This window comes from Pseudomonas sp. CAM1A (assembly GCF_047501685.1).
In the GTDB taxonomy this organism is placed as follows: domain Bacteria; phylum Pseudomonadota; class Gammaproteobacteria; order Pseudomonadales; family Pseudomonadaceae; genus Aquipseudomonas.
The window spans coordinates 459,969-486,870 of record NZ_JBFNXP010000003.1; the positions used below are offsets into that span (position 1 = coordinate 459,969).

Consider the following 26,902-nt stretch of genomic DNA (forward strand, 5'->3'; position numbering starts at 1 on the left):
CCTGATGCGTGGGAGCGGGCTTGCCCCGCAATAATTACAGCGCGTCAATCAACCGACCAGCGGATCACCGACATGCAGGATCTTCATGCCGTTGGTGCCACCGATGGTGTGGTAGCTGTCACCCTTGGTCAGGATGACCCAGTCTCCTTGCTCCACCAGGCCGCGCTTGAGCAGCTCGTCGACGGCTGCCTGGCTGACTTTGTCGGCCGGCAGCGAAGCCGGGTCGAAGGCGATCGGGTAGACGCCGCGGAACATGTTGGCGCGGGCCTGGGTGGCGCGGTGCGGCGACAGGGCGAAGATCGGCACGTGCGAACGCAGGCGCGACATGATCAGCGGGGTATAGCCACTTTCGGTGAGGGCGATGATCGCCTTGACGCCGGGGAAGTGGTTGGCGGTATACATGGCCGCCAGGGCGATGCTCTCGTCGCAGCGTTCGAAGGTAGTGTGCAGGCGGTGGCTGGACTTCTGGCTGGTCGGGTGCTTCTCGGCGCCCGAGCAGATGCGGGCCATGGCCTGGACCGCTTCGATCGGGTAGCTGCCGGCGGCGCTCTCAGCCGAAAGCATCACCGCATCGGTGTTGTCGAGCACGGCGTTGGCCACGTCGGACACTTCGGCGCGGGTCGGCATCGGGTTCTGGATCATCGACTCCATCATCTGGGTCGCCACGATCACCGCTTTGTTGTTGCGGCGGGCGTGCTGAATGATCTTCTTCTGGATCGCGATCAGTTCGGCGTCGCCGATTTCAACGCCCAGGTCGCCACGGGCCACCATGACAGCGTCGGAGGCGAGAATCAGCTGGTCGAGGGTCTCGTCGTCGGCCACTGCTTCGGCGCGTTCGATCTTGGCCACCAGCCAGGCGCTGCCGCCGGCTTCGTCACGGAGCTTGCGGGCGTATTCCATGTCGCTGGCATCACGCGGGAACGACACGGCCAGGTAGTCCAGGTCCATTTCCGCGGCCAGCTTGATGTCGGCCTTGTCCTTCTCGGTCAGGGCCGGTGCGGTCAGGCCGCCACCTTTGCGGTTGATGCCTTTGTGGTCCGACAGCGGGCCGCCGATGATCACCACGCAGTGCAGGGCATCTGCGGTGGCAGTTTCGACGCGCATGACCACGCGGCCGTCGTCGAGCAGCAGTTCGTCACCGACGCCGCAGTCCTTGACCAGGTCGGGGTAGTCAATGCCGACGATATCCTGGTTGCCTTCGGTCAGCGGGTGGGCGGTGGAGAAGGTGAACTTGTCACCGACTTTCAGTTCGATGCGCTTGTTGGCGAACTTGGCGATGCGAATCTTCGGACCCTGCAGGTCGCCCAGCAGCGCGACATGGCGGCCGTTCTTGGCGGCGATGTCACGGATCAGGCGGGCGCGGGCCTTGTGCTCGTCCGGGGTGCCGTGGGAAAAGTTCAGGCGTGCCACGTCCAGGCCGGCGAGGATCAGCTGTTCGATCACTTCCGGCGAATTGCTGGCGGGGCCAAGGGTGGCGACGATTTTGGTACGGCGGATGGTCATGCACAGACTCCTATAGTGAAGCGCAGCGAAAGGCTACTCCTCAATTGCGCTGTAGTCATTGTTCCGTTGCACTACCTGCACGGTCGCGAGGGTGGCGTTTGAACGGTCGCGGTATGCTTGCAAAAGGCTGTGAAGATTTGTCGTGAAAGGCCGATACAGTGCCCATCAAAGGAGAATTCCCATGCGCACCCTGATCGTTTTGACCATGGCGGCCAGTGTCGTCGGCTGCACCCGCTGGTCCATGGACCACCACCTGAACAATGCCTATCGCGCCTATGACCGTGGCGACTGTGCAAAGGTGATGCTGGAGCTGTCGCAGGTCGACCGCACCAGCCGTGCCCGGCCGTTCATCCACCCGGAAGTGTCGCTGCTGCGTGGCCAGTGCCTTGAGCGCCAGAAGCTTTACGTCGATGCGGCGCAGACCTACCAGTACCTGATCCAGCAGTACCCGCGCAACGAGTACGCCTACCGCGCCCAGGCACGCCTGCAGACGCTGGAGAAGCTTGGCCACTTGCGCGGCCGCGATGCGGCAGTGGCCAGCCCGGTGAACACTACACCTTGGCGTTAATCCCAAGGTGTCGATGATTTCATGTAGTCCGTCCGTCGGACTGGGCTAATCTGATGGAGAGTTGTAACGATCATCGCCAGTACCTTGTCTTCCTGGCTCCAGGTACAGGACTTCACTGCGATCATGTTTATCGAGCGACATATAGAGCGTCACCAACTGCCTTGCGTGCTCAAGGTCTTCAACCGCTGCACCGACCAACAGATCGGCTATCTGGGCAATGCTTCCGAAGACGGCCTGATGCTGATCAGCCAGTTGCCGGTGCTGGTGGGGCCCGACTTCGAGCTGCAGCTGCGCGTTCCCCTTGCCGGCGGCGGCCTGCAGTTCATCAACCTGACCGCCAGTTGCCTGTGGTGCCGCGAAGATGAGACGCCCGGGCATTTCGATGCCGGTTTCATGTTGTTGCAGGCGCCGCAGGAATACGACGGCTTTGTTCGCTCGCTGCGCGATTTCTTCAGTTTCCGGCCCATGAACGCCTCTGCGTGAGGCTGGCCCAGCCCTCACGCGTGCCGTTAGACTCTGGTCGACCTTGTTACAGGAAGACCCCGTGAGCTCCAGCATCTTCTGGCACGACTACGAAACCACCGGCATCAATCCACGCTGCGACCGCCCCCTGCAGGTGGCCGGCGTGCGCACCGACCTCGATCTCAATGAGATCGAAGTGCCTATCAGCCTCTATTGCCGCCCCTCCGACGACATCCTGCCGCACCCGGCGGCCTGCCTGGTGACCGGCATCACCCCGCAGCAGCTGGCCAGCCAGGGGCTGTGCGAGGCCGAGTTCATGACGCGGATCCATGAGCAGCTGGCCCGGCCCGGCACCTGTGGCGCCGGCTACAACACCTTGCGCTTCGACGATGAGGTCACCCGCTACAGCCTCTACCGCAACTTCTTCGACCCCTATGCTCGTGAATGGCAGGGTGGCAACAGCCGCTGGGACTTGATCGATGTGGTGCGTACGGCCTATGCGCTGCGCCCGGAGGGCATCGTCTGGCCACAGCAGGATGGACGCACCAGCTTGCGTCTGGAGCTATTGAGCAAAGCCAATGGCATCGACCATGGCCATGCCCACGAAGCGCTTTCCGACGTGCGGGCGACCATTGCCCTAGCCCGATTGATCCGTGACCGGCAACCCAGGCTCTATGACTGGTTGTTCCAGTTGCGCAGCAAGCACAAGGTCATGGAGCAGATCCGCCTGTTACAGCCTCTGGTACATGTATCCGGACGTTTCTCGGCCCAGCGCAATTATATCGGTGTGGTGTTGCCACTGGCCTGGCACCCGCGTAATCGCAACGCGCTGATAGTCTGCGACTTGCAACAGGATAATTCGCCTCTGCTGCAGGAGAGTGCGCAAGCGTTGCGTCAGCGTTTGTACACGCGGCATGAAGACATGGCCCAGGGCGAACTACCGGTGCCGCTGAAGTTGGTGCATATCAATCGGTGCCCGGTGTTGGCGCCGCTATCGGTACTGCGTCCAGCCGATCAACAACGGTTGGGGCTCGAGTTGCCGGTACTGCAGGCACAGGCGGAGCAGTTGGCCAATCAGCAGATGATCTGGCGAGACAAGCTGGACATCATCTATCAGGAAGAGGGCTTTGCTCCCAGCGAAGATCCGGAGCAGCAGTTGTATGACGGTTTCCTCGGTGACCGCGACAAACGCTTGAGCGAGCAAGTGCGCTGTACCGATCCGGCGCAATTGGCCAAGGGGCAGTGGATGTTCGATGATCCGCGCATGCCGGAATTGTTGTTCCGCTATCGGGCGCGAAACTTTTTCGACACCCTTGATGAACAAGAGCGCGCACGTTGGCATGCGTTCTGTCAGCAACGTCTTACAGACCCTGCCTTTGGTGCGCCGAACACCCTGGCCAATTTCGAGCTGGCATGCCAGAACAGCCTGCTAGACGCCAGCGAGGCGGGGCGCCAGGTACTGGAAGCCTGGCAGGGCCATATTCGAAAACTGAAAGTGCAATACCAGCTTTGAAATGTGCAGATAAACAAAAACGCCGGCAAGTGCCGGCGTTTTCATGTTGAAACCAATCGCCCGTTAAGCGTATCAGTCCAGCAGGGTGGCCCAGCTTTCGACGACGTCGCCGCCCCACTTGGCTTTCCACTCTTTCAGGGTCTTGTGGTTGCCACCTTTGGTTTCAATAACCTCGCCGTTGTGCGGGTTCTTGTATTGCTTGACCTTGCGTGCACGCTTGGTGCCGGTGGTCTTGACTGCGCCGCGCGGGGCTTTGCTCAGTTTGCTTTCCGGATCGAGCAGGGCGATCACGTCACGCAGCGACTTGCCGTTTTCGGCCATCAGCTCGCGCAGCTTCTTTTCGAACTCCAGCTCTTGTTGCAGTTTGCCGTCTTGCGACAGGTTGGCCAGACGGGCCTGAAGTTCCTTGATAGCTTCTTCGGTGGCGCGGTACTCGTTGATCAGGGACATGGTGTGTTCCTTAGTGCATGTTCAGAGAGAGACAGTGGGGCAATAATAGACAGACGATACTCTCAAGTAAACAATTTAAAATTGAAGACTCAATTAATAGTAGGGCATGACTTCACGGTCATTAGGTTAAGAAAAATTTACAAATTTCTTGGGGCAATGCCGATTACCCCCTTGGGAAAAAGGCTATGGACCTGTGCGATCGAGCCCGCCAGGCAAGGCGTTCTGGTAAAGATGATTACTGCGTTTTCCCCGGCAGGCCGCTAGAATATGCGCCTTTGCGAAGTTCTGGAGTCTCTCTCATGCGCACCTATCGACTGGTGATTGCCTGCCCCGACCGTGTCGGCATCGTGGCGAAAGTCAGTAATTTCCTGGCCCTCTACAATGGCTGGATCAACGAAGCCAGCCACCATTCCGACGAGCAGAGCGGTTGGTTCTTCATGCGTCATGAGATCCGTGCCGAGTCCCTGCCGTTCGGTATCGAGGCTTTCCGCGAGGCGTTCGCGCCGATCGCCGAAGAGTTCTCCATGACCTGGCGGATCACCGATTCGGCACAGAAGAAGCGTGTGGTGTTGATGGCCAGCCGCGAGTCGCACTGCCTGGCAGACCTGCTGCACCGTTGGCACACCGACGAGCTGGACTGCGAGATCCCGTGCGTGATCTCCAACCACAACGACCTGCGCAGCATGGTCGAATGGCACGGTATTCCGTTCCACCACGTGCCGGTCGATCCGAAGGACAAGCAGCCGGCGTTTGCCGAAGTCTCGCGTCTGGTCGAGGAGTGCGGTGCCGACGCCGTGGTACTGGCGCGCTACATGCAGATCCTGCCGCCGCAGCTGTGCCAGGCATACGCGGAAAAGGTCATCAACATCCACCACAGCTTCCTGCCGTCGTTCGTGGGCGCCAAGCCTTATCACCAGGCGGCGCTGCGTGGCGTGAAACTGATCGGCGCGACCTGCCACTACGTGACCGAGGAGCTGGACGCCGGCCCCATCATCGAGCAGGACGTGGTGCGTGTCAGCCATGCCGACAGCATCGAGGACATGGTCCGCTTTGGTCGTGACGTGGAGAAGATGGTCCTGGCCCGTGGCCTGCGCTATCACCTGGAAGACCGTGTGCTGGTGCACGGCAACAAGACCGTGGTGTTCAACTGAGTCGAGGGCCGGCATATGGCGGATCCACGTGACAAGGCCGGCGCTTCGGCGCCACCGACCTTGGGCGAGGGCTGCCTGGCCCGTTTCGACCCCGATGCGTTGAGCGATGATGACGGCACCGAGTTTGCGGGTGCCGCTGAACTCTGGGGGCGGCTCAACCCGTCTGTCGACGCCGACGTTCCAGCAATGGACGCGCCAGCAGATAAAGGAACACCGGCCCTCCGGCCAGCAGATAGAAGTAGTAGGTAACCGCGCGCCATATCAGGATCGCCGCGGCTGCCGTCGAACTCCCCACCAGCGGTGACAGCAGGGCCGCCGAGGTCAGCTCCGCCGCACCCGCGCCGCCTGGCAGCAGGCTGAACTGCCCCGCACTGAGCGACAGCATCTGCACCAGGAAGCTTGGAATCCACGCCAGGTCGACGCCCAACCCGCGCAGCACCAGGTACAGCACGCTGTAGCGCAGGCACCAGTGCGCGCAGGTCAGGATGAACACCAGCGCCAATGTACGCCGTGGCATGCGCCAGGTATCGGCCAGGGCATGGACGAAGCTCAGCACTTTGCGTGCCCAGCGTCGCCGCCGTGCCGGTGACATGCCCAGGTGCCGCAGCAGCCGGCCATTGCCGCGCATCACTCCGCGTCGATAACGTAGCAGTAGGAAGATTCCCGCCAGCACGGTGCACAACAGCAAGGCGCTGCCCAGCAACATCTGCGCCTGGCTGTGGCCGAGCCGGTGGAACAAGGCGTACGCGGCGATCGCCAGCATCGCGCAGAAGAAGAACAACAGGTCGTTCAGCTGATCCATGGCGAACACCGCGCCGCTGCGCGAAGGCGCGATACGCTCGCGTGCCAGCAGGGTCATCAGCGTCAGCGGGCCGCCCGTGCCGCCTGGGGTGGTACAGATGGCGAACTCGGTAGCCATGACCACTCCCAGGCTGCGGATACGGCCCAACCGAGCGCCTTGGTCGCCGAGCAGCAGGCGCAGGCGCAGGGCATTGAGCGTCCAGCACAGCAGGATCATGCCCAGCAGCAGCGCCATCAGGCCGGGGGCGAAGGATTGCAGGCGTGGGAGCAAATCGTGGCCGCCAAGCAGGCCAGGCACCGACACTGCCAGCAGCAATGCCAGGCCCAGCCAGCCCAGGCGATTCATGGCGCGGCCTGGCGCTCCAGCCAGGCCGACTTGGTCAGGGGCTCGCGGCCTTGCGCCAGCAGTTGCTGCAGGGTCTGGAGCCAGTAGTTGCGTGCGCTGGCGTGGCGCATGTCCACCGGATGCAGGCCCAGGCGCAGGGTGTCGGCCTCGCGCCAGCGTCGGCACTGCCAGTCGCTGACCACTCTCGACAGCCCGCGGCGCCATGCGCTGCGGGCGCTCCACACCAGCCCAGGGGCATCGAAGGCAGTGAAGTCCGGCAGCCGGTACAGGTGCTGCGGTGTGCTGGTGTAGCGCAGCGGCAGTTGGCGCAGCGCCTGGCGCGTGCCTGCGCTCATCAGCCAGGCGGGGGCGACGAAACCCGCCACTGGCCAGCCCTGTTGCCCGAACATCGCCAGCCCTGCGCGCAGGCGCTGCAGCGCGCTGGCCTGGTCCAGGCCGTGGAACTCGCCTTCGTGGGTGTAGATTCGGCGCATGAAATATTCGCTCGGCCCGCGTGGTGGGGGGCCGTCATCGGCATGGTAGTAGCCGTGCAGGGCCAATTCATCGCCACGGGCCAGGCGCCGTTCGAGCAGGCGGCAGAAGGTGGGCGAACGCGTGAGTGGATTGCGATGGTGAAAGTCCGGCACCACCAGCCAGGTCATGGGCACGCCACCCATGTCGTCAATTGCCTGGACGAAGGGTTGGTAGTCCGCCCAGGTCTCTGGCGCGACATCGTGCAGCACCAGCATCAGGCTGCGTCGGGTGGGTGCGGGTTCAGCCATGGGCGCGCACCGGCAACGAGCGACCCAGCACCGCCTGGTAATGCTGGAGCAGGCCGCTGACCACGTTGTCCCAGCTGTAATGGCGTTCCACGTGACGACGTGCCTGGCTGCCAAGCTGGCGTATGCCGTGGTCGAAGACTTCGCGCACGGCGGCGGCCATGGCGCGGCCATCGTTAGGTGGGCAGAGGCGACCGCACTGGTCGTTGACGATTTCGCCGAAGGCGCCAGCGTGTACGGCCACCACGGGCGTGGCGCTGGCCATCGCCTCGAGAATGACCAGACCGAAGGTTTCCTGGTCGCCGGCATGCACCAGCAGGTCGGCGCTGGCCAGTAGCCGGGCGACCTCCTGGGGGGGGCAGAAGTGGTCGATCACGCTGACGTTGTCCGGCACGCCGGTCGGCATGTTCGATCCGACCAGAAGCAGGTGATAGGGCTGTCCGAGTGCCTGCATGCAGTCGAGCAGTACCGGCAGGTTCTTCTCCCGCGAGCCGCGGCCGGCGAATACCAGCAGTCGGCTGGTATCGGCGATGCCCAGTTCGCGACGCAGGCCGGGGTCGCGCTTGTCGGGGTGAAACTGCACCAGGTCCACGCCCAGGCGTTGCACGTGCACATTCTCGACCCCCAGCCTGCGCAGCTTGTCGGCCATCACCTGGCTCGGCGCCAGGACCCGGTCGAAGTGCCCGTAGAGCTTGCTGACATAGGCCTCGACATTGGGGGTGAACCAATTGCCCATGCGATTGCTCACCAGCAGCGGCAGGTCGGAGTGATAGAAGCCGATCACCGGCACATCGAGCTTGCGCCGCGCTTCCAGGGCCGCCCAGGCGGTGAGATAGGGGTCGCCGACCTCGATCAGGTCGGGTTGCAGGCGGCGCAGCTCCTTGCACCAGGGGGCCAGGCGCACCGGGAAACGGTAGCCGTTGCCGAAGGGCAGTGGCGGTGCGGGAACATGATGGACGCCGTTGACTTGGCTGGCACTGGCGCCGGGAATCAGCAGGCTGTGGCGAACGCCGGGCATGGCGTCGAGGCGGCGGTGTTTGGCATCAAGATAGGTTCGTACGCCGCCGCTGGCCGGGGCATAGAACATGGTGATGTCGGCGATGTGCACGATCAGCATCCCTCCGGGATCGTCCTCGGGTGTGTCATCAGGCGGTAATGAGCCGGCGATGACGCGCCTTAGGGTTGACCTTGTTGAAGGATAGTTTGTTCGATCAGGGTTTGGCGGGGCCCGCTCCCACGCAGAGGTGGGAGCGGGTGTGGGTCAGATGCGGAAGCTGCCGACCAGATGCTTGAGGCGACCGGCCTGCTGTTCCAGGTCCGAGCAGGCGCGCAGGGTGGCCTGCAGGTTTTCGACGCCTTCCTGGTTGAGCATGTTGATTTCGTTGATGTCCATGTTGATCGAGTCGACCACGGCAGTCTGTTCTTCGGTGGCGGTGGCCACCGACTGGTTCATGCCGTCGATCTCGCCGATGCGCTGGGTGACGCTGCCCAGGCGCTCGCCGGCCTGGTTGGCGATGTCCATGCTGTCCTGGCTGTGGCGCTGGCTCTGGCCCATGGTGTCGACCGACTCGCGGGCGCCGACCTGCAGCTCTTCGATCATGGTCTGCACCTGTTGCGCCGATTCCTGGGTGCGGTGCGCCAGGTTGCGCACCTCGTCGGCGACCACGGCGAAGCCACGGCCGGCCTCGCCAGCGCGGGCCGCCTCGATGGCGGCGTTGAGGGCAAGCAGGTTGGTCTGCTGGGAAATGCTGGTGATCACCTCTAGGATCTGGCCAATGTTCACGGTCTTGTTGTTCAGCGTCTCGATATGCTCGCTGGAGGTGACGATCAGGTCCGACAGGCGGTTCATCGCATCGATGTTGCGCTGCACCACCTGCTGGCCTTCCTCGGCCAGCAGTCGCGCGGAGCTGGCATGTTGCGAGGCCTGGGCGGCATTGCCGGCGATTTCCTGGGCGGCGGCGCCGAGCTGGTTGATGGCGGCGGCGACGCTGTTGGTGCGGTTGGACTGCTCGTCGGAGTTGGCCATCGACGAGTTCGAGGCGCTGATCACCCGCAATGCCACTTCGTTGACCTGCTCGGTGGCCGATGACACCTCGCGGATCGAACCATGGATGCGTTCGACGAAGCGGTTGAAGGCGGTGCCCAGGGTGCCGAATTCGTCGTGGTTGTGGATTTCCAGGCGGCGGGTCAGGTCGCCTTCGCCCTCGGCGATGTTCGACATGGCACGGGTCATGGTGTGTAGCGGCTGCATCAGCACGCGGATCAGCAAGCCGAGCAGGGCGATGATGATCACCACCGCCACCACTGTGGCGATCACCGCCGAGGTGCGGAAGGTGCTGAGCATCGAGAAGGCCTTGTCCTTGTCCACCGACAGGCCGATGTACCAGTTGGCCGACGGCAGGCCTTTGACCGGGGTGAAGGTCAGCAGGCGGGTTTCGCCGTTGAGGGTGACTTCGGTCAGGTCGCTGGACAGACGAGGGGTGTTCTGCGGGAACAGGTCCGACAGCGACTTCATCACCAGGTTCTTGTCCGGGTGGATCAGGATCTTGCCCTGGTCATTGACCAGGAAGGCGTAGCCCATGCCGCCGAAGTTCAGCGAGTTGATGATCTCCACCAGGCCGTCGAGGGCCAGGTCGCCGCCGACCACGCCAACCGAGCGCGAGGCGGTGCTGATGATCGAAATGACCATCTTGTTGGTGGCCATGTCGATGTAGGGCTCGGTGAGGATCGGGCCGCTGGCATTCAGGCCGTCCTTGTACCAGGGGCGCACGCGCGGGTCGTAGCCGTCAGGCATCTTGGTATCCGGGCGCACGGTGAAGGTACCGTCGGGCTGGCCCAGGTAGATGGTCAGGAAACTCGAGGTGAGGGCGTTCTGGCCCAGCAGGGTGCCGGTGTTCTGCGGGTATTGGGCGAGGTTCTGGGCAACGTTGTCGACCAGCTTGATGCGCCCTTCGAACAGGTTGCGGATGTTGGTGGAGGTGGACTCGCCCATCTCGGCCAGGTAGTTCTCCAGGTCTTCGCGAATGGCGTTACGCTGGAGGTAGTCGTTGTACAGGGTGAACAGACTGAAGGCGAGGATCACGATCAGTGATGCCGCCAGAAGAATCTTGTGGCTGAAACGAAGGCTTTTATTCATAACGTGATCGTGTCCGCTAAGGTTTTTTATCGGGTCGTTCGCACAAAGCACGGCTGGAAAACAGTGCAACAATGCCCGTGGGTCCTTTTCGGGTTGTTACTGTCTTTCTGGTTAGAATCATTTTGAAATATCGGCTGTCACGCGGCAGAACTTGAGCAGGGGATGAAAGAAGATGTCAGATTCCTTACGAATGGTTGTAGGAGCAGGGCCGGATGGTCAACCGATATCCCAGGCCATGCGCCTGGCCAACCGGCACGGCCTGGTGGCCGGGGCCACGGGCACCGGCAAGACGGTTACCCTGCAGCACCTCGCCGAGCTGTTCAGTGACGCCGGGGTGGCGGTATTCGCGGCGGATGTGAAGGGCGACCTGTGTGGCCTCGGTGCGGCGGGCGCGCCGCAGGGCAAGGTGGCCGAGCGGATCGCCGGCATGCCGTGGCTGAATCACACGCCCCGGGGCTATCCGGTAAGCCTGTGGGATGTCGCGGGGCAATCGGGGCATCCCCTGCGCACCACGATGAGTGAAATGGGCCCGCTGCTGCTGGGCAACCTGCTGGAGCTTACCGACAGTCAGCAGGCTGCCTTGTATGCGGCATTCAAGGTGGCCGATCGTGAGGGCCTGCTGCTGCTTGACCTGAAGGACCTCAAGGCGTTGCTTGCGCACCTCAAGGACAACCCGCAATTACTGGGTGACGACAGCGCGTTGATGACCAGCGCTTCCACGCAGGCGCTCTTGCGCCGGCTGGCGACCCTGGAGCAACAAGGGGCCGAGGCATTGTTCGGCGAACCGGCGCTGCAGCTCGAAGACCTGCTGCGCCCCGAGGGCGACGGGCGCGGCCGCATCCACCTGCTCGATGCCAGCCGGCTGGTACATGATGCCCCCAAAGTCTATGCGACGTTCCTGCTGTGGCTGCTGGCTGAATTGTTCGAGCAGCTACCAGAGCGCGGCGATGCCGACAAACCTGTGCTGGCGTTGTTCTTCGATGAGGCGCATCTGCTGTTCAATGGCACGCCCAAAGCGTTGCAGGACCGCCTGGAGCAAGTGGTGCGGCTGATCCGCTCCAAGGGCGTGGGGGTGTATTTCGTCACCCAGTCGCCGGGGGATCTGCCGGATGCGGTGTTGGCCCAGTTGGGCTTGCGCATCCAGCATGGCCTGCGCGCCTTCACCGCCAAGGAGCAGAAATCATTGCGTGCGGTGGCTGATGGCTTCCGGCCGAACCCGGCGTTCGACAGCCTGGCGGTGCTTACTGAGCTCGGTATAGGCGAAGCCCTGGTCGGCACCCTGGAAGAGAAGGGCACGCCAGCCATGGTTCAGCGGGTGTTGATCGCGCCGCCACAATCGCGGATCGGGCCCTTGAGCGCGGCTGAGCGCAGTGCGCTGATCGCGGCGTCGCCGTTGGCAGGGCGTTATGACAAGCCGATCGACCGTGAGTCGGCCTATGAAATGCTCACGCAGCGCAAGGGCGCGCCGGTGGAACCGGTACCCCAGGCCAAGGCCGGGGAAGACAGCTTCGCCGACAAGGCCGGCGAGTTCCTGCAGAGCGCAGCGGGGCAGGCGATCAAGTCGGCGGTGCGCCAGGCGGCCAATCAGTTGGGGCGCCAGTTGGTGCGAGGGTTGATGGGGTCGCTGCTGGGCGGGAAGAAACGTTAAACCTACTGGGCCTATCGCGGCATCGGCGCACCGCCGTTCCCACGAAAAAGGCGCCCTGCAAGGGGCGCCTTTTTCAGTACTGCATCAGCACTCAGCTAATGGCCTTGGTGGCCAGCCAGAACAGGCCGGCCGCCAGGCCCATTGTTGCCGGCAGGGTGAGCACCCAGGCCAGCAGGATGGTCTTCACGGTGCCGCCCTGCAGGCCGCTCTTGTTGGCGACCATGGTGCCGGCCACGCCGGACGACAGTACGTGTGTGGTGGACACCGGCAGGCTGAACACGTTGGCCATGCCGATGGCGCAGGCCGCGGTGATTTGCGCCGACATGCCCTGGGCATAGGTCATGCCCTGCTTGCCGATCTTCTCGCCAACGGTCAGCACCACGCGCTTCCAGCCGACCATGGTGCCCAGGCCCAGGGCCAGGGCGACAGCGACGATCACCCAGAACGGTGCGTATTCGGTGGTGGCGGTCAGGTCCTTGCGCAGTTTGTCCAGGTCAGCCTTTTCACGAGGCTCCAGGCCTGGCAGCTTGCCGACCTTCTTCGCCGTGTCGTCCAGGCACAGCAGGTAGCGGCGCACTTCGACGCGCTTCTCGGCGCTCAGGGCGCGATAGTCGGTCACGCCGGAGAGCGACGATTGCAGCGCGGCGATGGTCGGCTCGGTCTGCTGCGGATTGCAGCTGAACTGCTCCGGCAGGTCGCTTGCCTGGGCCTTGCCCAGTGCCAGGAACTCGCCCAGGGTGGCGGCGTTGCGCTGGTAGAACTGGCTCAGGTGCAAGGTGGCGTCACGGGTGCGCTCGATCTGGTAGGTGGTGCTGTTCAGGTCGAGGACGAACTTGGCCGGGACGATACCGATCAGTACCAGCATGATCAGGCCGATGCCTTTCTGGCCATCGTTGGAGCCGTGCACGAAGCTCACGCCCATGGCCGAGATCACCAGCACCAGGCGGTTCCAGAACGGCGGGTGCTTCTTGTCGTCGAGCTTGCGGCGCTGGTCAGGGGTCTTGTGCATCTTCGACAGCGGACGCCACCATTTCAGGCCGATCAGCACCAGGGCGGCGACAGCGAAGCCGGCCATTGGCGAGAGCACCAGGGACATGCCGATATCAATGGCCTTCTGCCAGTTGACCCCGTCACCCAGCGGGATGTCGCTGAGCAGGGCGTTGGCCAGGCCGACGCCGAGGATCGAGCCGATCAGGGTGTGCGAGCTGGAAGCCGGAATGCCGAAGTACCAGGTGCCCAGGTTCCAGGTGATGGCTGCGGCCAGCAACGAGAAGACCATGGCCAGGCCGTGGCCGGTGTTCACATTGATCAGCAGCTCGACCGGCAGCAGGTGGACGATGGCATAGGCCACCCCGACACCACCGAGCAGAACGCCAAGGAAGTTGAACACGCCAGAGAAGAACACGGCGAGGTGCGGTGGCATGGCTTTGGTATAGATGACGGTGGCTACCGCGTTGGCGGTGTCATGAAAGCCATTGATGAACTCGAAGGCGAGCACGAAGGTCAGCGCGAGCGTCAGGCTCACGATAACCCAGGCATCCAGTCCGCTGAATAAATCGATCATGAAGGTTGTCTGGCGGTCTTAGGGGGGGCGGATTATGCCAGAAAACCATGGCAATCGATGCACCTGCCGCTGACCGATGGCAGGCAAATGCCGGCATGGCACAAGCAGCCTGGTGCCGGGTAAACGCAAAAAAAAGCCGTAAAAAATCGATAAAGTTCAGAAAAATCAGCTATTTGAGGTGATTTTTACTGGTCTTGCGCAATTAAAACGATTGTATGAAATTTGTGTGATTCCATTTCATATCACAGGTTTTTGCCTGCCCGACTGGCCTTAACCCTTACTGGGTGATAGCGCATTGGCATCGATCGGCTTCAGTTGTCGTCGCTGCGCAGTTCCTTTTCGATCTTCTCGATTTCCTGGGCGAACGCCTGGTCGAGAACGCTGGCACGTTTACGCCAAGGCTTGCGTTCCGGATCGGGTTGCGCGGCATAGGTGGTGACTTCACCACCGTAAACATCCTTGTAACGTTCAGCCTGGCGCTCGAGTTCCGCGCGCAGTTCTTCTTTCGTCACAGTAATACCTGAATAGGTTGAAGTTGGGCGTCAGCCTTTAAATACACACGCAGCATGCGGATATGTCGACAAACCGAACAATTCATTGCACCGAAATGGCAATGCGTGAGTTGGCAAGCTGCGGTGCAGCGCACGGCGAGCCGCTGCAAAGGCAGGGGCTGGCAGTCGCAAGGCAACGAAAGTGCGTCGATTGGATCCGTTAAACGGTGCTTGCAATCAACACGGGCGATTATAGCAATCGCCCGGTTGAAGGCTATCGTTCTTTACCTGCAACTGACAATAGATCTGAAGTTTGTTGTGCAGCCTATAAACCCTTTGTCGTGCAGGCATTCAAAAGGTTCAAGCCGATGTGCCAGGCAAGTTCGCCGGCTAGTGTCATAAATGAAAACGGCCTCGCTGAGAGGCGAGGCCGTTGCCTGGGACTTCTACGGTGGGTACCTGACCAGTCTCTCCAAAGAAGCCACATGTGGCAGGGGAAAGGTATAAGCAAAAGTGTCAGCGGTCAATTGCGATTATCGGCCGTTCGTTCGATAATCGCACGAGGTAGCGATTTTTTTGAGGCATGTCCATGAGCGAAGAAACCAGCGGCCAGTCAGCCAACGAGCCCGCACGCAGTACCAACCCCACCCTGGCCCCGCCGATCGTGGCATCGGCGGCCAAGCGTATCCAGGCGTTCACTGGCGACCCTGACTTCATGACCTCCCTGGCCCGTGGCCTGGCCGTGATCCAGGCTTTCCAGGAGCGCAAGCGCCACCTGACCATCGCCCAGATCAGCCATCGAACGGAGATCCCGCGCGCTGCGGTGCGGCGCTGCCTGCATACCCTGATGAAGCTGGGTTACGCGACCACTGACGGGCGTACCTATTCGCTGTTGCCCAAAGTGTTGACCCTTGGCCATGCCTACCTGTCGTCCACGCCATTGGCGGTGTCGGCCCAGCCTTACCTGGATCGCATCAGCGACCAGCTTCATGAAGCGGCCAACATGGCCACATTGGAAGGCGATGACATCCTTTATATTGCGCGCTCCGCCACGGTCGAACGGCTGATCTCGGTGGACCTCTCGGTCGGCGGGCGGTTGCCGGCCTATTGCACTTCGATGGGCCGCATCCTCCTGGCAGCGCTGGACGATGCCAGCCTGCACGAATACCTGGAGCGCGCCGACCTCAAGGCCCGTACCAGCCGTACCCTGCACGACCCGGCCTCGTTGTTCGCGTGTATCCAGCAGGTGCGAGAGCAGGGCTGGTGCGTGGTCGACCAGGAGCTGGAGCAGGGCTTGCGTTCGATTGCCGTGCCGATCTACGACGCCTCCGGCCAGGTGCTTGCGGCGTTGAATGTCAGCACCCATGTCGGCCGCGTCAGCCGTGGAGAGCTGGAGCAACGGTTCCTGCCGATCCTGCTGGCGGCCAGCAGGGACTTGTGCCATCAGCTGTTTGGCTGAGGCATGCTGGGGCGCATTGCGCCCCAGCGCCGGCCAGCTACTGTTTCCTGTTCGATAAACGCACAGTGTCGCTCTCGACGAATTGCGCCGCCCACGCCCGCTGATTAATGTCTGTCGCACGTGTCGGCTGCGCCGACCGGATAATAACAACAGGCCCGAGGGCATCCCCATGACCACTGTCCCTTCGCTGTCGCGGCCGCACCCGCGCACGGTGCTGCTGCACTCCGGCTGAGCCTCGGCCGTCGTATCCGCTGTTTCCTGTTCCAGTGCATCCGCCCTGCGCGGTAGCCTGCCTGTGCCCAACTCCCGGATAACAATAATGAACAAACCGCAATCCGCTGTCGGCAACTGCCTCGACGTCCAGTCCTTCATCAATGCTCAGCCGCTGTCCCGTTTTCAATGGCGGGTGGTGATCCTGTGCTTCCTGATCGTCTTTCTCGACGGCCTGGACACCGCCGCCATGGGCTTCATCGCGCCGGCGCTGTCCCAGGAATGGGGCATCGACCGGGCCAGTCTCGGCCCGGTGATGAGCGCCGCGCTGATCGGTATGGTATTCGGCGCCCTCGGCTCCGGCCCGCTGGCCGACCGCTTCGGACGCAAGGGCGTGCTGGTGGGCGCGGTACTGGTGTTCGGTGGCTTCAGCCTAGCCTCGGCCTACGCGACCAATGTCGACCAATTGCTGGTATTGCGCTTTCTGACCGGTCTGGGCCTGGGGGCTGGCATGCCCAACGCCACTACCTTGTTGTCGGAATACACCCCGGAGCGCCTCAAGTCGTTGCTGGTGACCAGCATGTTCTGTGGTTTCAACCTGGGCATGGCCGGCGGTGGTTTCATCTCGGCCAAGCTGATCCCGGCCTACGGCTGGCACAGCCTGCTGGTGATCGGGGGCGTGCTGCCGCTGCTGCTGGCAGTGGTGCTGTTGGCCTGGTTGCCGGAGTCGGCGCGCTTTCTGGTGGTGCGCAATCGCGGCGCCGACAAGGTGCGCAAGACCTTGGCGCCGATCAATCCTGAACAGGTAGCCCAGGCATCGAGCTTCAGTGTGCCGGAACAGAAGGCGGTGGCGGCGCGCAACGTGTTTGCGGTGATCTTCTCGGGTACCTATGGCCTGGGCACCGTCTTGCTGTGGCTGACCTACTTCATGGGCCTGGTGATCGTCTATTTGCTGACCAGCTGGCTGCCGACACTGATGCGCGACAGCGGCGCAAGCATGGAGCAGGCGGCCTTCATCGGCGCATTGTTCCAGTTTGGCGGGGTGCTGAGCGCGGTGGCAGTGGGGTGGGCCATGGACCGCTTCAACCCGCACAAGGTAATCGGCATCTTCTATTTGCTGGCAGGTGTGTTTGCCTACGCCGTTGGACAGAGCCTGGGCAACATCACCTTGCTGGCGACCCTGGTGCTGGTTGCCGGCATGTGCGTGAACGGCGCGCAATCGGCCATGCCCTCGCTGGCGGCGCGCTTCTATCCGACCCAAGGCCGTGCCACGGGCGTTTCCTGGATGCTCGGGATCGGTCGCTTCGGCGCGATTCTCGGCGCCTGGAGCGGGGCTACGCTGCTGGGGTTGGGGTGGAATTTCGAGCAGGTGCTGACGGCGCTGCTGGTGCCGGCGGCATTGGCCGCGGTGGGTGTCGTGGTGAAAGGGTTGGTCAGCCACGCGGATGCGACCTGAAGTCTGGGTGGCTCGCCCCTTCAGGACCGTATAAATAGCAGGGTAACAAATGGTTCGATAATCGCACGAAAGTGCGATTATCGGATTGAGATACACCCCTCAGTCTCCTTAATCTGGGCCCATCGCAGCGCTGCATCGGCCCGCTGCTCACTGACCCGACTCGACCTGACCAGGAGTCTCCAATGGCAGCAATCCTCTCGCTTCACGAGGCCGTGAAGCAGTTCATCCAGGATGGCGACAGCGTCGCCCTCGAAGGTTTCACCCACCTGATCCCGACCGCCGCCGGCCACGAGATCATCCGCCAGGGCAAGCGCGACCTGACCCTGGTGCGCATGACCCCTGACCTGATCTACGACCAGCTGATCGGCGCCGGCTGCGCGCGCAAGCTGATCTTCTCCTGGGGCGGCAACCCCGGCGTCGGTTCGCTGCACCGCCTGCGCGATGCGGTGGAGAAACAGTGGCCCCACGCCATCGAGATCGAGGAGCACAGCCACGCCGACCTGGCCAATGCCTATGTCGCCGGTGCCTCCGGCCTGCCGTTCGCGGTGCTGCGCGCCTACGCCGGCTCCGACCTGCCGAAGGTCAACCCGCTGATCAAGAGCGTCACCTGCCCGTTTACCGGAGAAGTGCTCGCCGCCGTGCCGTCGGTGCGCCCGGACGTCACCGTGATCCATGCGCAGAAGGCTGACCGCAAGGGCAACGTGCTGCTGTGGGGCATCCTCGGCGTGCAGAAGGAAGCGGCGCTGGCAGCCAAGCGCTGCATCGTCACCGTCGAGGAAATTGTCGATGACCTGCAGGCGCCGATGAATGCCTGCGTCCTGCCGACCTGGGCCCTCAGCGCGGTGTGCCTGGTGCCCGGTGGCGCCCATCCGTCCTACGCCCACGGCTACTACGAGCGCGACAACCGTTTCTACCAGGCCTGGGACCCGATTGCCCGCAACCGTGAATCGTTCACTGCCTGGATCGACACCTATATCCGTGGCACCGCCGACTTCACCGAATTCCAGGCCAGGCTGGCCAGCACCGCGGAGGCCGCGCAATGAGCTACTCCACTTCCGAAATGATGACTGTCGCCGCCGCCCGTCGCCTGCGCAATGGCGCCGTCTGCTTCGTCGGCATCGGCCTGCCGTCGAAGGCCGCCAACCTGGCGCGCCTGACCTCGTCGCCCGACGTAGTACTGATCTACGAGTCCGGCCCGATCGGTGCCAAACCGAGTGTGCTGCCGTTGTCCATCGGTGACGGCGAGCTGGCCGAGACCGCCGACACCGTGGTGCCGACCGGCGAGATCTTCCGCTACTGGCTGCAGGGCGGGCGCATCGACGTCGGCTTTCTCGGCGCCGCCCAGGTTGACCGCTTCGGCAATATCAACACCACCGTGGTCGGCGACTACCACGCACCGAAGACCCGTCTGCCGGGAGCTGGCGGCGCGCCGGAGATCGCCGGCTCCGCCAAGCAGGTGTTGATCATCCTCAAGCAGTCGCCGCGGGCCTTCGTCGACAAACTCGACTTCATCACCTCGGTGGGCCATGGCGAAGGCGGCGATTCGCGCCAGCGCCTGGGTCTGCCGGGTGAGGGGCCGGTCGGCATCATTACCGACCTGTGCATCATGGAGCCGGAGGCGGGTACCCACGAGTTCGTAGTCACCTCGATCCACCCTGGCGTGACCCGCGAGCAGATCATCAAAGCCACTGGCTGGGCGATCCGCTTTGCCGAGGACGTGCAGCAAACCGCGGCACCAAGCGAGGTAGAGCTGTCCGCCTTGCGCGACCTCGAAGCGCGTACCGCCGCCGCCCATGGCCAGACGGCAGGAGAAGCCTGATGCGTGACGTCTTCATCTGCGACGCTGTTCGTACCCCTATCGGTCGTTTCGGTGGGGCCCTGGCCGGCGTGCGCGCCGACGACCTGGCGGCGGTGCCGCTCAAGGCGTTGATCGAGCGTAACCCGGGTGTGCAATGGGAGCGGCTCGACGAAGTGTTCTTCGGTTGTGCCAACCAGGCTGGCGAGGACAACCGTAACGTGGCGCGCATGGCGCTGTTGCTGGCCGGCTTGCCACACAGCGTCCCAGGCGTGACCCTCAACCGCCTGTGCGCCTCGGGCATGGACGCCGTCGGCAGCGCCTTCCGGGCCATCGCCAGCGGCGAGATGGAGCTGGCCATTGCCGGTGGTGTCGAGTCGATGTCCCGCGCACCGTTCGTGATGGGCAAGGCCGAGAGCGGCTACTCGCGCAACATGAAGCTCGAGGACACCACCATCGGCTGGCGCTTCGTCAATCCGTTGATGAGTGCCCAGTTCGGTGTGGACTCGATGCCCGAGACCGCCGACAACGTCGCCGATGATTACCAGGTGTCGCGTGCCGACCAGGATGCCTTCGCCCTGCGCAGCCAGCAGAAGGCCGCCGCCGCACAGGCCGCCGGCTTTTTCGCCGAGGAAATCGTGCCGGTGCGTATCCAGCACCGCAAGGGTGAGACGGTGGTCGAGCACGACGAACATCTGCGCCCGCAGACCACGCTGGAGGCGCTGGCCAAGCTCAAGCCGGTCAACGGCCCGCACAAGACCGTTACCGCTGGCAACGCCTCGGGTGTCAACGACGGTGCCGCCGCGCTGATTCTGGCGTCGGCCGAGGCGGTGAAGGCACATGGCCTGACCCCGCGCGCCCGGGTGCTGGGCATGGCCAGCGCTGGTGTGGCGCCACGGGTGATGGGCATCGGCCCGGTACCCGCGGTGCGCAAGCTGACCGAGCGGCTTGGTATTGCCGTGGCCGACTTTGATGTCCTCGAGCTCAATGAAGCCTTTGCCAGCCAGGGCCTGGCGGTGTTGCGCGAGCTGGGCGTGGCAGACGATGCACCGCAGGTGAACCCCAATGGCGGCGCCATCGCTCTGGGCCACCCGCTGGGCATGAGCGGTGCGCGGCTGGTGCTGACGGCGCTGCACCAGTTGGAGAAGAGCGGCGGGCGCAAGGGTCTGGCGACCATGTGTGTGGGCGTTGGCCAGGGGTTGGCGTTGGCTATTGAAAGGATCTGATCCTTTAAAACCCATCGCTCCCACGAGAATGCCTGCGAGGCTGCGTGGGAGCGGGCTTGCCCCGCGATGAGGCCGCTAGCCATGACGCACGGGCAAGGCGGAACGAGTGTGTAACCAGGTATGTCTAGAATTACCTGTGACCCTCCAGGAGCAAACGCACCATGACCTCAACCTATTACACCGGCGAAGAACGCAGCAAGCGTATCTTCGCCATCGTCGGCGCCTCGTCGGGCAACCTGGTGGAATGGTTCGACTTCTATGTCTACGCCTTCTGCGCCATCTACTTCGCCCCGGCCTTCTTCCCCTCCGACGACCCCACCGTGCAGTTGCTCAACACCGCCGGTGTATTTGCCGCAGGCTTTTTGATGCGCCCGATCGGTGGCTGGATCTTCGGCCGCCTGGCCGACCGCCACGGGCGCAAGAACTCGCTGATGATCTCGGTGCTGATGATGTGTTTCGGCTCCCTGATGATCGCCTGCCTGCCGACTTACTCGAGCATTGGCACCCTGGCTCCGGCGCTGCTGTTGCTGGCGCGGCTGATCCAGGGCCTGTCGGTGGGCGGCGAATATGGCACCACCGCGACCTACATGAGCGAGGTGGCGCTGCGCGGCCAGCGCGGCTTCTTCGCCTCGTTCCAGTACGTGACCCTGATCGGCGGTCAATTGCTGGCGGTACTGGTGGTGGTGATCCTGCAGCAGTTGCTTACTGAAGACGAACTGCGTGCCTGGGGCTGGCGCATCCCGTTCGTGGTCGGTGCCATCGCCGCGCTGATCTCGCTGATGCTGCGCCGTTCGCTGCACGAGACCAGCAGCGCCGAGACTCGCCAGGACAAGGATGCCGGCAGCATCAGCGGGTTATTCCGTAATCACGCCGCCGCGTTCATCACCGTGCTGGGTTATACCGCCGGTGGTTCGCTGATCTTCTATACCTTCACCACCTACATGCAGAAGTACCTGGTCAATACCGCCGGCATGAATGCCAAGAGCGCCAGTTTCGTCATGACCGGCGCACTGTTCCTGTTCATGATCCTGCAGCCGCTGTTCGGCATGCTCTCCGACCGCATCGGTCGGCGTAATTCGATGCTGCTGTTCGGCGCCCTGGGGACGCTCTTCACCGTCCCCTTGCTGATGGCGCTGAAGACCGTGACCAGCCCGTTCATGGCCTTCGTGCTGGTGACCCTGGCCTTGTGCATCGTCAGCTTCTACACCTCCATCAGCGGCCTGGTGAAGGCCGAGATGTTCCCGCCACAGGTTCGCGCATTGGGCGTGGGGCTGGCCTACGCCGTGGCCAACGCGGTGTTCGGCGGCTCGGCCGAATACGTGGCACTGGGCTTGAAAACCTTGGGGATGGAGAACACCTTCTACTGGTACGTGACCGCCATGATGGCGGTGGCTTTCCTGTTCAGCCTGCGCCTGCCGAAGCAGGCGGCGTACCTGCACCACGATCACTAAGGACGTTGCATGAGCAACCAACTGTTCGACGCCTACTTCACCGCCCCGGCCATGCGCGAGGTTTTCTCCGACCGGGGCCGGTTACAGGGCATGCTCGACTTCGAGGCGGCCCTGGCTCGCGCCGAAGCGGCCGCCGGGCTGGTGCCGCACACGGCGGTGACTGCCATCGAGGCGGCCTGCAAGGCCGAGCGCTACGATGTCCGGGCGCTGGCCGACGCCATAGCGGTGGCCGGCAATTCGGCGATCCCGCTGGTCAAGGCCTTGGGTAAGGTGGTCGCCACTGGCGTACCCGAGGCCGAGCGCTACGTGCATCTGGGCGCCACCAGCCAGGATGCGATGGACAGCGGCCTGGTGCTGCAACTGCGCGAGGCCCTGGGGTTGCTCGAAAACGATCTCGGCAAGCTGGCCGACACCCTGGCGCATCAGGCATTGCGGCATGCCGACACACCGCTGGTGGGGCGTACCTGGCTGCAGCATGCCACGCCGGTGACGCTGGGCATGAAGTTGGCCGGTGTGCTCGGCGCCCTGACTCGCCATCGGCAACGCCTCAAGGAACTGCGCCCGCGCCTGCTGGTGCTGCAGTTCGGTGGCGCTTCCGGCAGCCTGGCGGCGCTGGGCAGCAAAGCGCTGCCGGTGGCCGAGGCCCTGGCCGCGCAACTGAAGCTGTCCTTGCCCGAACAGCCGTGGCACACCCAGCGCGACCGCCTGGTGGAGTTCGCCTCGGTGCTGGGCCTGGTCGCCGGCAGCCTGGGCAAGTTCGGCCGTGACGTCAGCCTGCTGATGCAGACCGAGGCGGGCGAGTTGTTCGAACCCGCCGCGCCGGGCAAGGGCGGTTCCTCGACCATGCCGCACAAGCGCAATCCGGTCGGGGCGGCGGTGCTGATCGGCGCCGCCACCCGTGTGCCCGGGCTGCTTTCGACCCTGTTCAGCGCGATGCCCCAGGAGCACGAGCGCAGCCTCGGCCTGTGGCACGCCGAGTGGGAAACCCTGCCGGAGATCTGCTGCCTGGTCTCCGGCGCCCTGCGCCAGGCCCAGGTGATCGCTGAAGGCATGGAGGTGGACGTCGAACGCATGCGCCGCAACCTCGACCTTACCCAGGGCCTGGTGCTGGCCGAGGCGGTTAGTATCGTCCTCGCCCAGCGCCTGGGCCGCGACCGTGCCCATCATTTGCTGGAGCAGTGCTGCCAGCGCGCCGTGGCCGAAGGGCGCCATCTGCGTGCAGTGCTCGGTGATGAACCGCAGGTCAACGCCGAGTTGTCCGGCGACGAGCTCGATCGCCTGCTCGACCCCACCCATTACCTGGGCCAGGCCCGCGTATGGGTGGCGCGCGCCGTGGCCGAACATCAACGTTTCACTGCCTGAAAGGAGACCGCTGTGGCGCATTTGCAACTGGCCGATGGCGTACTGAACTACCAACTCGATGGCCCGGCCGATGCGCAGGTGCTGGTGCTGTCCAACTCCCTGGGCACCGACCTGGGCATGTGGGATGAGCAGATTCCCGCCTGGAGCGAACACTTTCGCGTGCTGCGCTACGACACCCGTGGCCATGGCGGCTCGTTGGTCACTCAAGGCCCCTACAGCATCGAACAGCTGGGGGACGACGTGCTGGCCCTGCTCGATGCGCTGGACATCGAGCATGCGCACTTCGTCGGCCTGTCCATGGGCGGCCTGATCGGCCAATGGCTGGGCATCAACGCCGGCCACCGCCTGCACAGCCTGACCCTGTGCAACACCGCGGCGAAGATCGCCAACGACGAGGTCTGGAACTCCCGCATCGACACGGTGCTCAAGGGCGGCCAGCAGGCCATGGCGGACCTGCGCGACGGCTCCATCGCCCGTTGGTTCACCCCGGCCTTCGCCTTGGCGCAGCCGGCCGAGGCCCAGCGCATCTGCCAGATGCTCGCGTACACCAGCCCAGAAGGCTATGCCGCCAATTGCGCGGCGGTACGTGATGCCGATTACCGTGAACAGCTGGGGCGCATCCAGGTGCCGACGCTGGTGGTGGCGGGCACTGCGGACGTGGTCACCACGCCTGAGCATGGCCGCTTCATGCAGCGCCGCATCGTCAACGCGACCTATGCCGAGTTCCCGGCGGCGCACCTGTCCAACGTCGAGATCGGCGCGGCCTTCACCGCCCGGGTGCTCGACTTCCTGCTGGCCCGCTGAGGAACCTGCCATGGATGAGAAACAACGTTACGATGCCGGCATGCAGGTGCGTCGCGCGGTGCTCGGTGATGCCCACGTGGACCGTAGCCTGGAAAAGCTCAATGATTTCAACGGCGAGTTCCAGGAGATGATCACCCGGCACGCCTGGGGCGATATCTGGACCCGCCCCGGCCTGCCCCGGCACACCCGCAGCCTGATCACCATCGCCATGCTGATCGGCATGAACCGCAACGACGAACTCAAGCTGCACCTGCGCGCGGCCGCCAACAATGGTGTGACGCGGGAGGAAATCAAGGAAGTGATCATGCAGAGCGCGATCTACTGCGGGATCCCGGCAGCCAATGCCACATTTCACCTGGCCGAGTCGGTGTGGGATGAGTTGGGGGTTGAGTCGCGGCAGTGAGGTGAATTGGTGTCGCCTTAATCGCTGGCAAGCCAGCTCCCACAGGGACCGGCATCAGCTGCTCTTGTGGGAGCTGGCTTGCCAGCGATGAGGAATACGCAATGCCACCGTCATGCTGCGGCTTTCTTCTGGCGAACGGCGACAGGCCCGGCATTGGCCTCCACGGCCTTTTTCAGCTCGCCGCACAGCCCAGCCATGAACGCCAGCTCCGCCACCACGAACAGCGGCCCGATGATCAGCCCGCTCAAGTCATCGACGAATGCCGGCTTGCGCCCTTCGTAGGCATGTCCGACGAACTGGATGATCCAGCCCACCACGAACGCACCCAGCCCGGCACTCAACCACAGCCCGGTACTCTGCACGGCCAGCGCCTGGCCGGCCCACAGGCACAAGCCCAGCAGCAGGCCCATCAGCAGGCCGAAGCGCAGGTCCAGGCGCAGGTAGAACCACACAGACCAGCCCGCCAGCAGCAGTGCCGGCGACAGCCAGAGGCCCGCCACGTCCCAGCCTGGGCGGGACAGCAGCACGGCCACGGCCAGCACGATCAGCGGGATACCAATGAAGTGGGTGGCGATGTTGCGTGGATCGCGGTGGTAGGCCGCGTATTGACTCAGGTGCTCGACGAGGTTTTTCATTGTTGTTCCTCCATCAGGGGTGAGCACAGCTTGCCCCTGTTCATTCATCGTCGTCTGTCGCCTGGCCGACAGAGTTCGCTTTGCGAGGTGCCATGCACGATCCGCGTACTCAGCTGCTGCATGGCCAGTGGTTCCGGCAATTGCCCGCTACCGTTCAGGATAGTCTGCTGGCCCTGGGCCGTTCGCGTGAGCTGGCAGCGGGGCAGCGTCTGTTCCAGCGCGGCGATGCGCCGTGTGGCCTGTATGCGGTACTCGAAGGGGCGATGCGGGTCGGGGCGGTCAGCAGCGAAGGCAAGGAAGCGTTGCTGACGCTGGTCGAGTCGCCCCACTGGTTCGGCGAGATCAGCCTGTTCGACGGCCAGCCGCGCACCCACGACGCCTATGCCGAGGGGCCGACACGCCTGCTGTGGATTCCCCAGGCGCCGTTGCTGGAATGGTTGGCCTGCCAGCCAGAGCACTGGCGCGACCTGGCCCTGCTGATGAGCCACAAGTTGCGCTGGGTGTTCGTCGCCCTCGAGCAGCAGAGCCTGCTGGCCGCCGCGCCGCGGGTGGCGCAGCGGCTGTTGCAGATGGCCGAAGGCTACGGTGAGCGTGATGTCGCCCAATGGCGGTTGCAGGTGTCCCAGGAACAGTTGGCCTTGATGCTGTCGCTGTCGCGCCAGACCATCAACCAGATCCTCAGGAGCCTCGAACAGTCCGGCGTGGTGCGCCTGGGCTATGGCGAGGTGGAGATTGTCGATGCGCCACGTCTGCGGTCGATGGGGCAGCATCAAGGCTGACCAGGATATCGATCATCGCCCGCGCAGCCGGTGACAGGCGCTGGCCGCTGCGACTGATCACCCCACAGCGCACGCTGAGCACTTCCAGGCCTGGTGGCAGGTTGCGCCAGTGCAGACGCACCAGACGGCCGGCGGCCAGGTCCTCGACCATCGCCTCCTCGCTGGCCGTGCCAATGGCGTCGCTAGCGAGCACCACGCTGCGCAGCACCGCCAGGTGCTCGGTCTGCAGGTGCGGGGTGAAGTCGGTGCGTCCGCTGAGGTTGGCCAGACGTTTGCGCACGCCGGGGGCCAGCAGGGCGCTGGCCAGGGGATAGGCGAACAGGTCGTTGGTCGACAGGCTGTCCTTGGCCAGCAACGGGTGCCCGGGGCGGCAGAAGAACAGGCCAGGGCGCGGGGACAGTGCCTCTGTGTGGAAGTTGGGATCGGCCTCGAAGGGCCGCACGTCATCGACGAAAAACTCGATTTGTTCGCGACGCAGTGCCTGGCCCAGGCGCTCGGCGTTATCCACCCGCAAGTCAGTGCGGATGCCGGGATGAGCGCCGATGAAATGTTGCAGGGCCTGAGGCACCAAGCGCACGGCGAGGGCCGGGCCGCTGCCGAATTGCAGCTCTCCGGCATCGAGCTTGGTCATCTGCAGGATGTCGTTGTTCAGTTGCGAGGCACCCTGGACCAGGCGACGGGCATGTTGCAACACCACTTGGCCCTCGGGGGTGGGGGGCAATGCCTTGCTGGCGCGATCGACCAGGGCGCAACCAAAGGTATGTTCGAGATTCTGGATTGCTCGGCTGAAGGCGGGTTGGGTGATACCCATGGCGTCGGCGGCGCGGACGAAACTGCGGTATTCGATGAGGGCGATGAAATAGCGCAGTTGGCGGAGGTCCATGCTCGGGCTCTGGTGCGGGGATAGGAGCTTGGTTTTAGCGGCTTGTTA

The 26,902-nt window shown here is 63.7% G+C and carries 25 protein-coding genes and 1 pseudogene; 15 read left to right on the forward strand and 11 right to left on the reverse strand.

Annotated features, from left to right (window positions below):
• Positions 1–48 precede the first annotated feature (48 nt).
• Complete coding sequence (pyk, locus tag ABZO33_RS10555; RefSeq protein WP_023631128.1) at positions 49–1,503, reverse strand: pyruvate kinase; 1,455 nt, start codon at positions 1,501–1,503, stop codon at positions 49–51.
• 181 nt (positions 1,504–1,684) lie between these two features.
• Between pyk and ABZO33_RS10560 the strand changes: the two genes are divergently transcribed.
• The 3 genes from ABZO33_RS10560 (at position 1,685) to sbcB (ending at position 4,046) form a co-directional block, all read left to right on the forward strand.
• A complete protein-coding gene (locus tag ABZO33_RS10560; protein WP_414535982.1) occupies positions 1,685–2,071 on the forward strand; it encodes a tetratricopeptide repeat protein in 387 nt (128 codons plus the stop codon).
• 123 nt (positions 2,072–2,194) lie between these two features.
• Entirely contained in the window at positions 2,195–2,554 is a 360-nt protein-coding gene (locus ABZO33_RS10565; RefSeq protein ID WP_046856935.1) for a PilZ domain-containing protein, read from the forward strand.
• A gap of 61 nt (positions 2,555–2,615) precedes the next feature.
• The gene (gene sbcB, locus ABZO33_RS10570) at positions 2,616–4,046 is read left to right on the forward strand and encodes an exodeoxyribonuclease I (protein WP_414535983.1); all 1,431 of its coding nucleotides are present in this window, start codon (positions 2,616–2,618) and stop codon (positions 4,044–4,046) included.
• 72 nt (positions 4,047–4,118) lie between these two features.
• On the opposite strand, the gene mvaT is transcribed toward sbcB, so the two are convergent.
• A complete protein-coding gene (gene mvaT, locus ABZO33_RS10575; protein ID WP_414535984.1) occupies positions 4,119–4,496 on the reverse strand; it encodes a histone-like nucleoid-structuring protein MvaT in 378 nt (125 codons plus the stop codon).
• 299 nt (positions 4,497–4,795) lie between these two features.
• On the opposite strand from mvaT, the gene purU reads away from it, so the two are divergent.
• Entirely contained in the window at positions 4,796–5,647 is an 852-nt protein-coding gene (purU, locus tag ABZO33_RS10580; RefSeq protein WP_046856933.1) for a formyltetrahydrofolate deformylase, read from the forward strand.
• A gap of 154 nt (positions 5,648–5,801) precedes the next feature.
• Here the strand turns inward: purU and ABZO33_RS10585 are convergent, their stop codons facing one another.
• From ABZO33_RS10585 to ABZO33_RS10605, 5 genes and pseudogenes are all read right to left on the reverse strand, one after another.
• Positions 5,802–6,794 (reverse strand): lysylphosphatidylglycerol synthase transmembrane domain-containing protein, encoded by a 993-nt coding sequence (locus tag ABZO33_RS10585; RefSeq protein ID WP_414535985.1) that lies wholly within the window; start codon positions 6,792–6,794, stop codon positions 5,802–5,804.
• Positions 6,791–7,555, reverse strand: coding sequence for a DUF2334 domain-containing protein (locus ABZO33_RS10590; protein ID WP_414535986.1), 765 nt, complete (start codon positions 7,553–7,555; stop codon positions 6,791–6,793). The genes ABZO33_RS10585 and ABZO33_RS10590 overlap by 4 nt, the downstream gene beginning before the upstream one ends.
• The gene (locus tag ABZO33_RS10595; protein ID WP_414536338.1) at positions 7,548–8,660 is read right to left on the reverse strand and encodes a glycosyltransferase family 4 protein; all 1,113 of its coding nucleotides are present in this window, start codon (positions 8,658–8,660) and stop codon (positions 7,548–7,550) included. The genes ABZO33_RS10590 and ABZO33_RS10595 overlap by 8 nt, the downstream gene beginning before the upstream one ends.
• A 153-nt stretch (positions 8,661–8,813) precedes the next feature.
• Complete coding sequence (locus ABZO33_RS10600; protein WP_371041571.1) at positions 8,814–9,578, reverse strand: methyl-accepting chemotaxis protein; 765 nt, start codon at positions 9,576–9,578, stop codon at positions 8,814–8,816.
• A 93-nt stretch (positions 9,579–9,671) separates the two neighbouring features.
• A pseudogene (locus ABZO33_RS10605) lies at positions 9,672–10,688 on the reverse strand (cache domain-containing protein); the annotation flags it as partial.
• Positions 10,689–10,860: 172 nt separating this feature from the next.
• Here ABZO33_RS10605 and ABZO33_RS10610 point away from each other — a divergent pair.
• A complete protein-coding gene (locus ABZO33_RS10610; protein ID WP_414535987.1) occupies positions 10,861–12,336 on the forward strand; it encodes a helicase HerA-like domain-containing protein in 1,476 nt (491 codons plus the stop codon).
• Between the two features lie 91 nt (positions 12,337–12,427).
• Here ABZO33_RS10610 and ABZO33_RS10615 read toward each other — a convergent pair whose 3' ends face one another.
• Together ABZO33_RS10615 and ABZO33_RS10620 are read right to left on the reverse strand one after the other, a co-directional pair.
• Entirely contained in the window at positions 12,428–13,900 is a 1,473-nt protein-coding gene (locus tag ABZO33_RS10615) for an inorganic phosphate transporter (RefSeq protein ID WP_414535988.1), read from the reverse strand.
• Between the two features lie 311 nt (positions 13,901–14,211).
• Positions 14,212–14,412: a hypothetical protein gene (locus tag ABZO33_RS10620; protein ID WP_023629966.1), complete on the reverse strand. Its 201-nt coding sequence runs from the start codon at positions 14,410–14,412 to the stop codon at positions 14,212–14,214.
• Positions 14,413–14,980: 568 nt separating this feature from the next.
• Here ABZO33_RS10620 and pcaR point away from each other — a divergent pair.
• The 9 genes from pcaR (at position 14,981) to pcaC (ending at position 24,557) form a co-directional block, all read left to right on the forward strand.
• A complete protein-coding gene (pcaR, locus tag ABZO33_RS10625) occupies positions 14,981–15,850 on the forward strand; it encodes a pca regulon transcriptional regulator PcaR (protein ID WP_414535989.1) in 870 nt (289 codons plus the stop codon).
• A gap of 319 nt (positions 15,851–16,169) precedes the next feature.
• The gene (locus ABZO33_RS10630) at positions 16,170–17,516 is read left to right on the forward strand and encodes an MFS transporter (RefSeq protein ID WP_414535990.1); all 1,347 of its coding nucleotides are present in this window, start codon (positions 16,170–16,172) and stop codon (positions 17,514–17,516) included.
• A 182-nt stretch (positions 17,517–17,698) separates the two neighbouring features.
• Positions 17,699–18,559 (forward strand): CoA transferase subunit A, encoded by an 861-nt coding sequence (locus ABZO33_RS10635; RefSeq protein ID WP_094010170.1) that lies wholly within the window; start codon positions 17,699–17,701, stop codon positions 18,557–18,559.
• On the forward strand, positions 18,556–19,335 hold the full coding sequence (locus tag ABZO33_RS10640; RefSeq protein WP_367856971.1) for a CoA-transferase subunit beta: 780 nt from the start codon (positions 18,556–18,558) through the stop codon (positions 19,333–19,335). The genes ABZO33_RS10635 and ABZO33_RS10640 overlap by 4 nt, the downstream gene beginning before the upstream one ends.
• Positions 19,332–20,537, forward strand: a complete 1,206-nt coding sequence (gene pcaF / locus ABZO33_RS10645; RefSeq protein ID WP_414536339.1) for a 3-oxoadipyl-CoA thiolase — start codon at positions 19,332–19,334, stop codon at positions 20,535–20,537. The genes ABZO33_RS10640 and pcaF overlap by 4 nt, the downstream gene beginning before the upstream one ends.
• A gap of 161 nt (positions 20,538–20,698) precedes the next feature.
• Positions 20,699–21,988 carry an MFS family transporter gene (locus tag ABZO33_RS10650; protein WP_414535991.1) on the forward strand — a complete coding sequence of 430 codons (1,290 nt, stop codon included), beginning with the start codon at positions 20,699–20,701 and terminating at the stop codon, positions 21,986–21,988.
• Positions 21,989–21,997: 9 nt separating this feature from the next.
• The gene (locus tag ABZO33_RS10655; protein WP_414535992.1) at positions 21,998–23,350 is read left to right on the forward strand and encodes a 3-carboxy-cis,cis-muconate cycloisomerase; all 1,353 of its coding nucleotides are present in this window, start codon (positions 21,998–22,000) and stop codon (positions 23,348–23,350) included.
• 12 nt (positions 23,351–23,362) lie between these two features.
• Entirely contained in the window at positions 23,363–24,154 is a 792-nt protein-coding gene (gene pcaD, locus ABZO33_RS10660; RefSeq protein ID WP_414535993.1) for a 3-oxoadipate enol-lactonase, read from the forward strand.
• Positions 24,155–24,164: 10 nt separating this feature from the next.
• A complete protein-coding gene (gene pcaC / locus ABZO33_RS10665; protein WP_070093782.1) occupies positions 24,165–24,557 on the forward strand; it encodes a 4-carboxymuconolactone decarboxylase in 393 nt (130 codons plus the stop codon).
• A 110-nt stretch (positions 24,558–24,667) separates the two neighbouring features.
• Here the strand turns inward: pcaC and ABZO33_RS10670 are convergent, their stop codons facing one another.
• Complete coding sequence (locus ABZO33_RS10670; RefSeq protein ID WP_414535994.1) at positions 24,668–25,192, reverse strand: DUF962 domain-containing protein; 525 nt, start codon at positions 25,190–25,192, stop codon at positions 24,668–24,670.
• A gap of 92 nt (positions 25,193–25,284) precedes the next feature.
• Here ABZO33_RS10670 and ABZO33_RS10675 point away from each other — a divergent pair, with 92 nt between their 5' ends.
• Complete coding sequence (locus ABZO33_RS10675) at positions 25,285–25,971, forward strand: Crp/Fnr family transcriptional regulator (protein ID WP_414535995.1); 687 nt, start codon at positions 25,285–25,287, stop codon at positions 25,969–25,971.
• Here the strand turns inward: ABZO33_RS10675 and ABZO33_RS10680 are convergent.
• Entirely contained in the window at positions 25,871–26,854 is a 984-nt protein-coding gene (locus ABZO33_RS10680; protein ID WP_414535996.1) for a LysR family transcriptional regulator, read from the reverse strand. The genes ABZO33_RS10675 and ABZO33_RS10680 overlap by 101 nt on opposite strands.
• Positions 26,855–26,902: the final 48 nt, after the last annotated feature.

Excerpts from the sequence above, each read along its gene's own strand:
- ABZO33_RS10650 (WP_414535991.1), top strand. The coding sequence starts at position 20,699 with ATGACCTCAACCTATTACACCGGCGAAGAACGCAGCAAGCGTATCTTC.
- ABZO33_RS10590 (WP_414535986.1), bottom strand. The coding sequence starts at position 7,555 with ATGGCTGAACCCGCACCCACCCGACGCAGCCTGATGCTGGTGCTGCAC.
- pyk (WP_023631128.1), bottom strand. The coding sequence starts at position 1,503 with ATGACCATCCGCCGTACCAAAATCGTCGCCACCCTTGGCCCCGCCAGC.
- ABZO33_RS10585 (WP_414535985.1), bottom strand. The coding sequence starts at position 6,794 with ATGAATCGCCTGGGCTGGCTGGGCCTGGCATTGCTGCTGGCAGTGTCG.
- ABZO33_RS10615 (WP_414535988.1), bottom strand. The coding sequence starts at position 13,900 with ATGATCGATTTATTCAGCGGACTGGATGCCTGGGTTATCGTGAGCCTG.
- purU (WP_046856933.1), top strand. The coding sequence starts at position 4,796 with ATGCGCACCTATCGACTGGTGATTGCCTGCCCCGACCGTGTCGGCATC.
- ABZO33_RS10630 (WP_414535990.1), top strand. The coding sequence starts at position 16,170 with ATGAACAAACCGCAATCCGCTGTCGGCAACTGCCTCGACGTCCAGTCC.
- ABZO33_RS10670 (WP_414535994.1), bottom strand. The coding sequence starts at position 25,192 with ATGAAAAACCTCGTCGAGCACCTGAGTCAATACGCGGCCTACCACCGC.
- ABZO33_RS10655 (WP_414535992.1), top strand. The coding sequence starts at position 21,998 with ATGAGCAACCAACTGTTCGACGCCTACTTCACCGCCCCGGCCATGCGC.
- ABZO33_RS10635 (WP_094010170.1), top strand. The coding sequence starts at position 17,699 with ATGGCAGCAATCCTCTCGCTTCACGAGGCCGTGAAGCAGTTCATCCAG.
- ABZO33_RS10680 (WP_414535996.1), bottom strand. The coding sequence starts at position 26,854 with ATGGACCTCCGCCAACTGCGCTATTTCATCGCCCTCATCGAATACCGC.
- mvaT (WP_414535984.1), bottom strand. The coding sequence starts at position 4,496 with ATGTCCCTGATCAACGAGTACCGCGCCACCGAAGAAGCTATCAAGGAA.
- ABZO33_RS10565 (WP_046856935.1), top strand. The coding sequence starts at position 2,195 with ATGTTTATCGAGCGACATATAGAGCGTCACCAACTGCCTTGCGTGCTC.
- pcaC (WP_070093782.1), top strand. The coding sequence starts at position 24,165 with ATGGATGAGAAACAACGTTACGATGCCGGCATGCAGGTGCGTCGCGCG.
- ABZO33_RS10610 (WP_414535987.1), top strand. The coding sequence starts at position 10,861 with ATGTCAGATTCCTTACGAATGGTTGTAGGAGCAGGGCCGGATGGTCAA.
- ABZO33_RS10675 (WP_414535995.1), top strand. The coding sequence starts at position 25,285 with ATGCACGATCCGCGTACTCAGCTGCTGCATGGCCAGTGGTTCCGGCAA.
- ABZO33_RS10560 (WP_414535982.1), top strand. The coding sequence starts at position 1,685 with ATGCGCACCCTGATCGTTTTGACCATGGCGGCCAGTGTCGTCGGCTGC.
- pcaR (WP_414535989.1), top strand. The coding sequence starts at position 14,981 with ATGAGCGAAGAAACCAGCGGCCAGTCAGCCAACGAGCCCGCACGCAGT.
- ABZO33_RS10600 (WP_371041571.1), bottom strand. The coding sequence starts at position 9,578 with ATGGCCAACTCCGACGAGCAGTCCAACCGCACCAACAGCGTCGCCGCC.
- ABZO33_RS10640 (WP_367856971.1), top strand. The coding sequence starts at position 18,556 with ATGAGCTACTCCACTTCCGAAATGATGACTGTCGCCGCCGCCCGTCGC.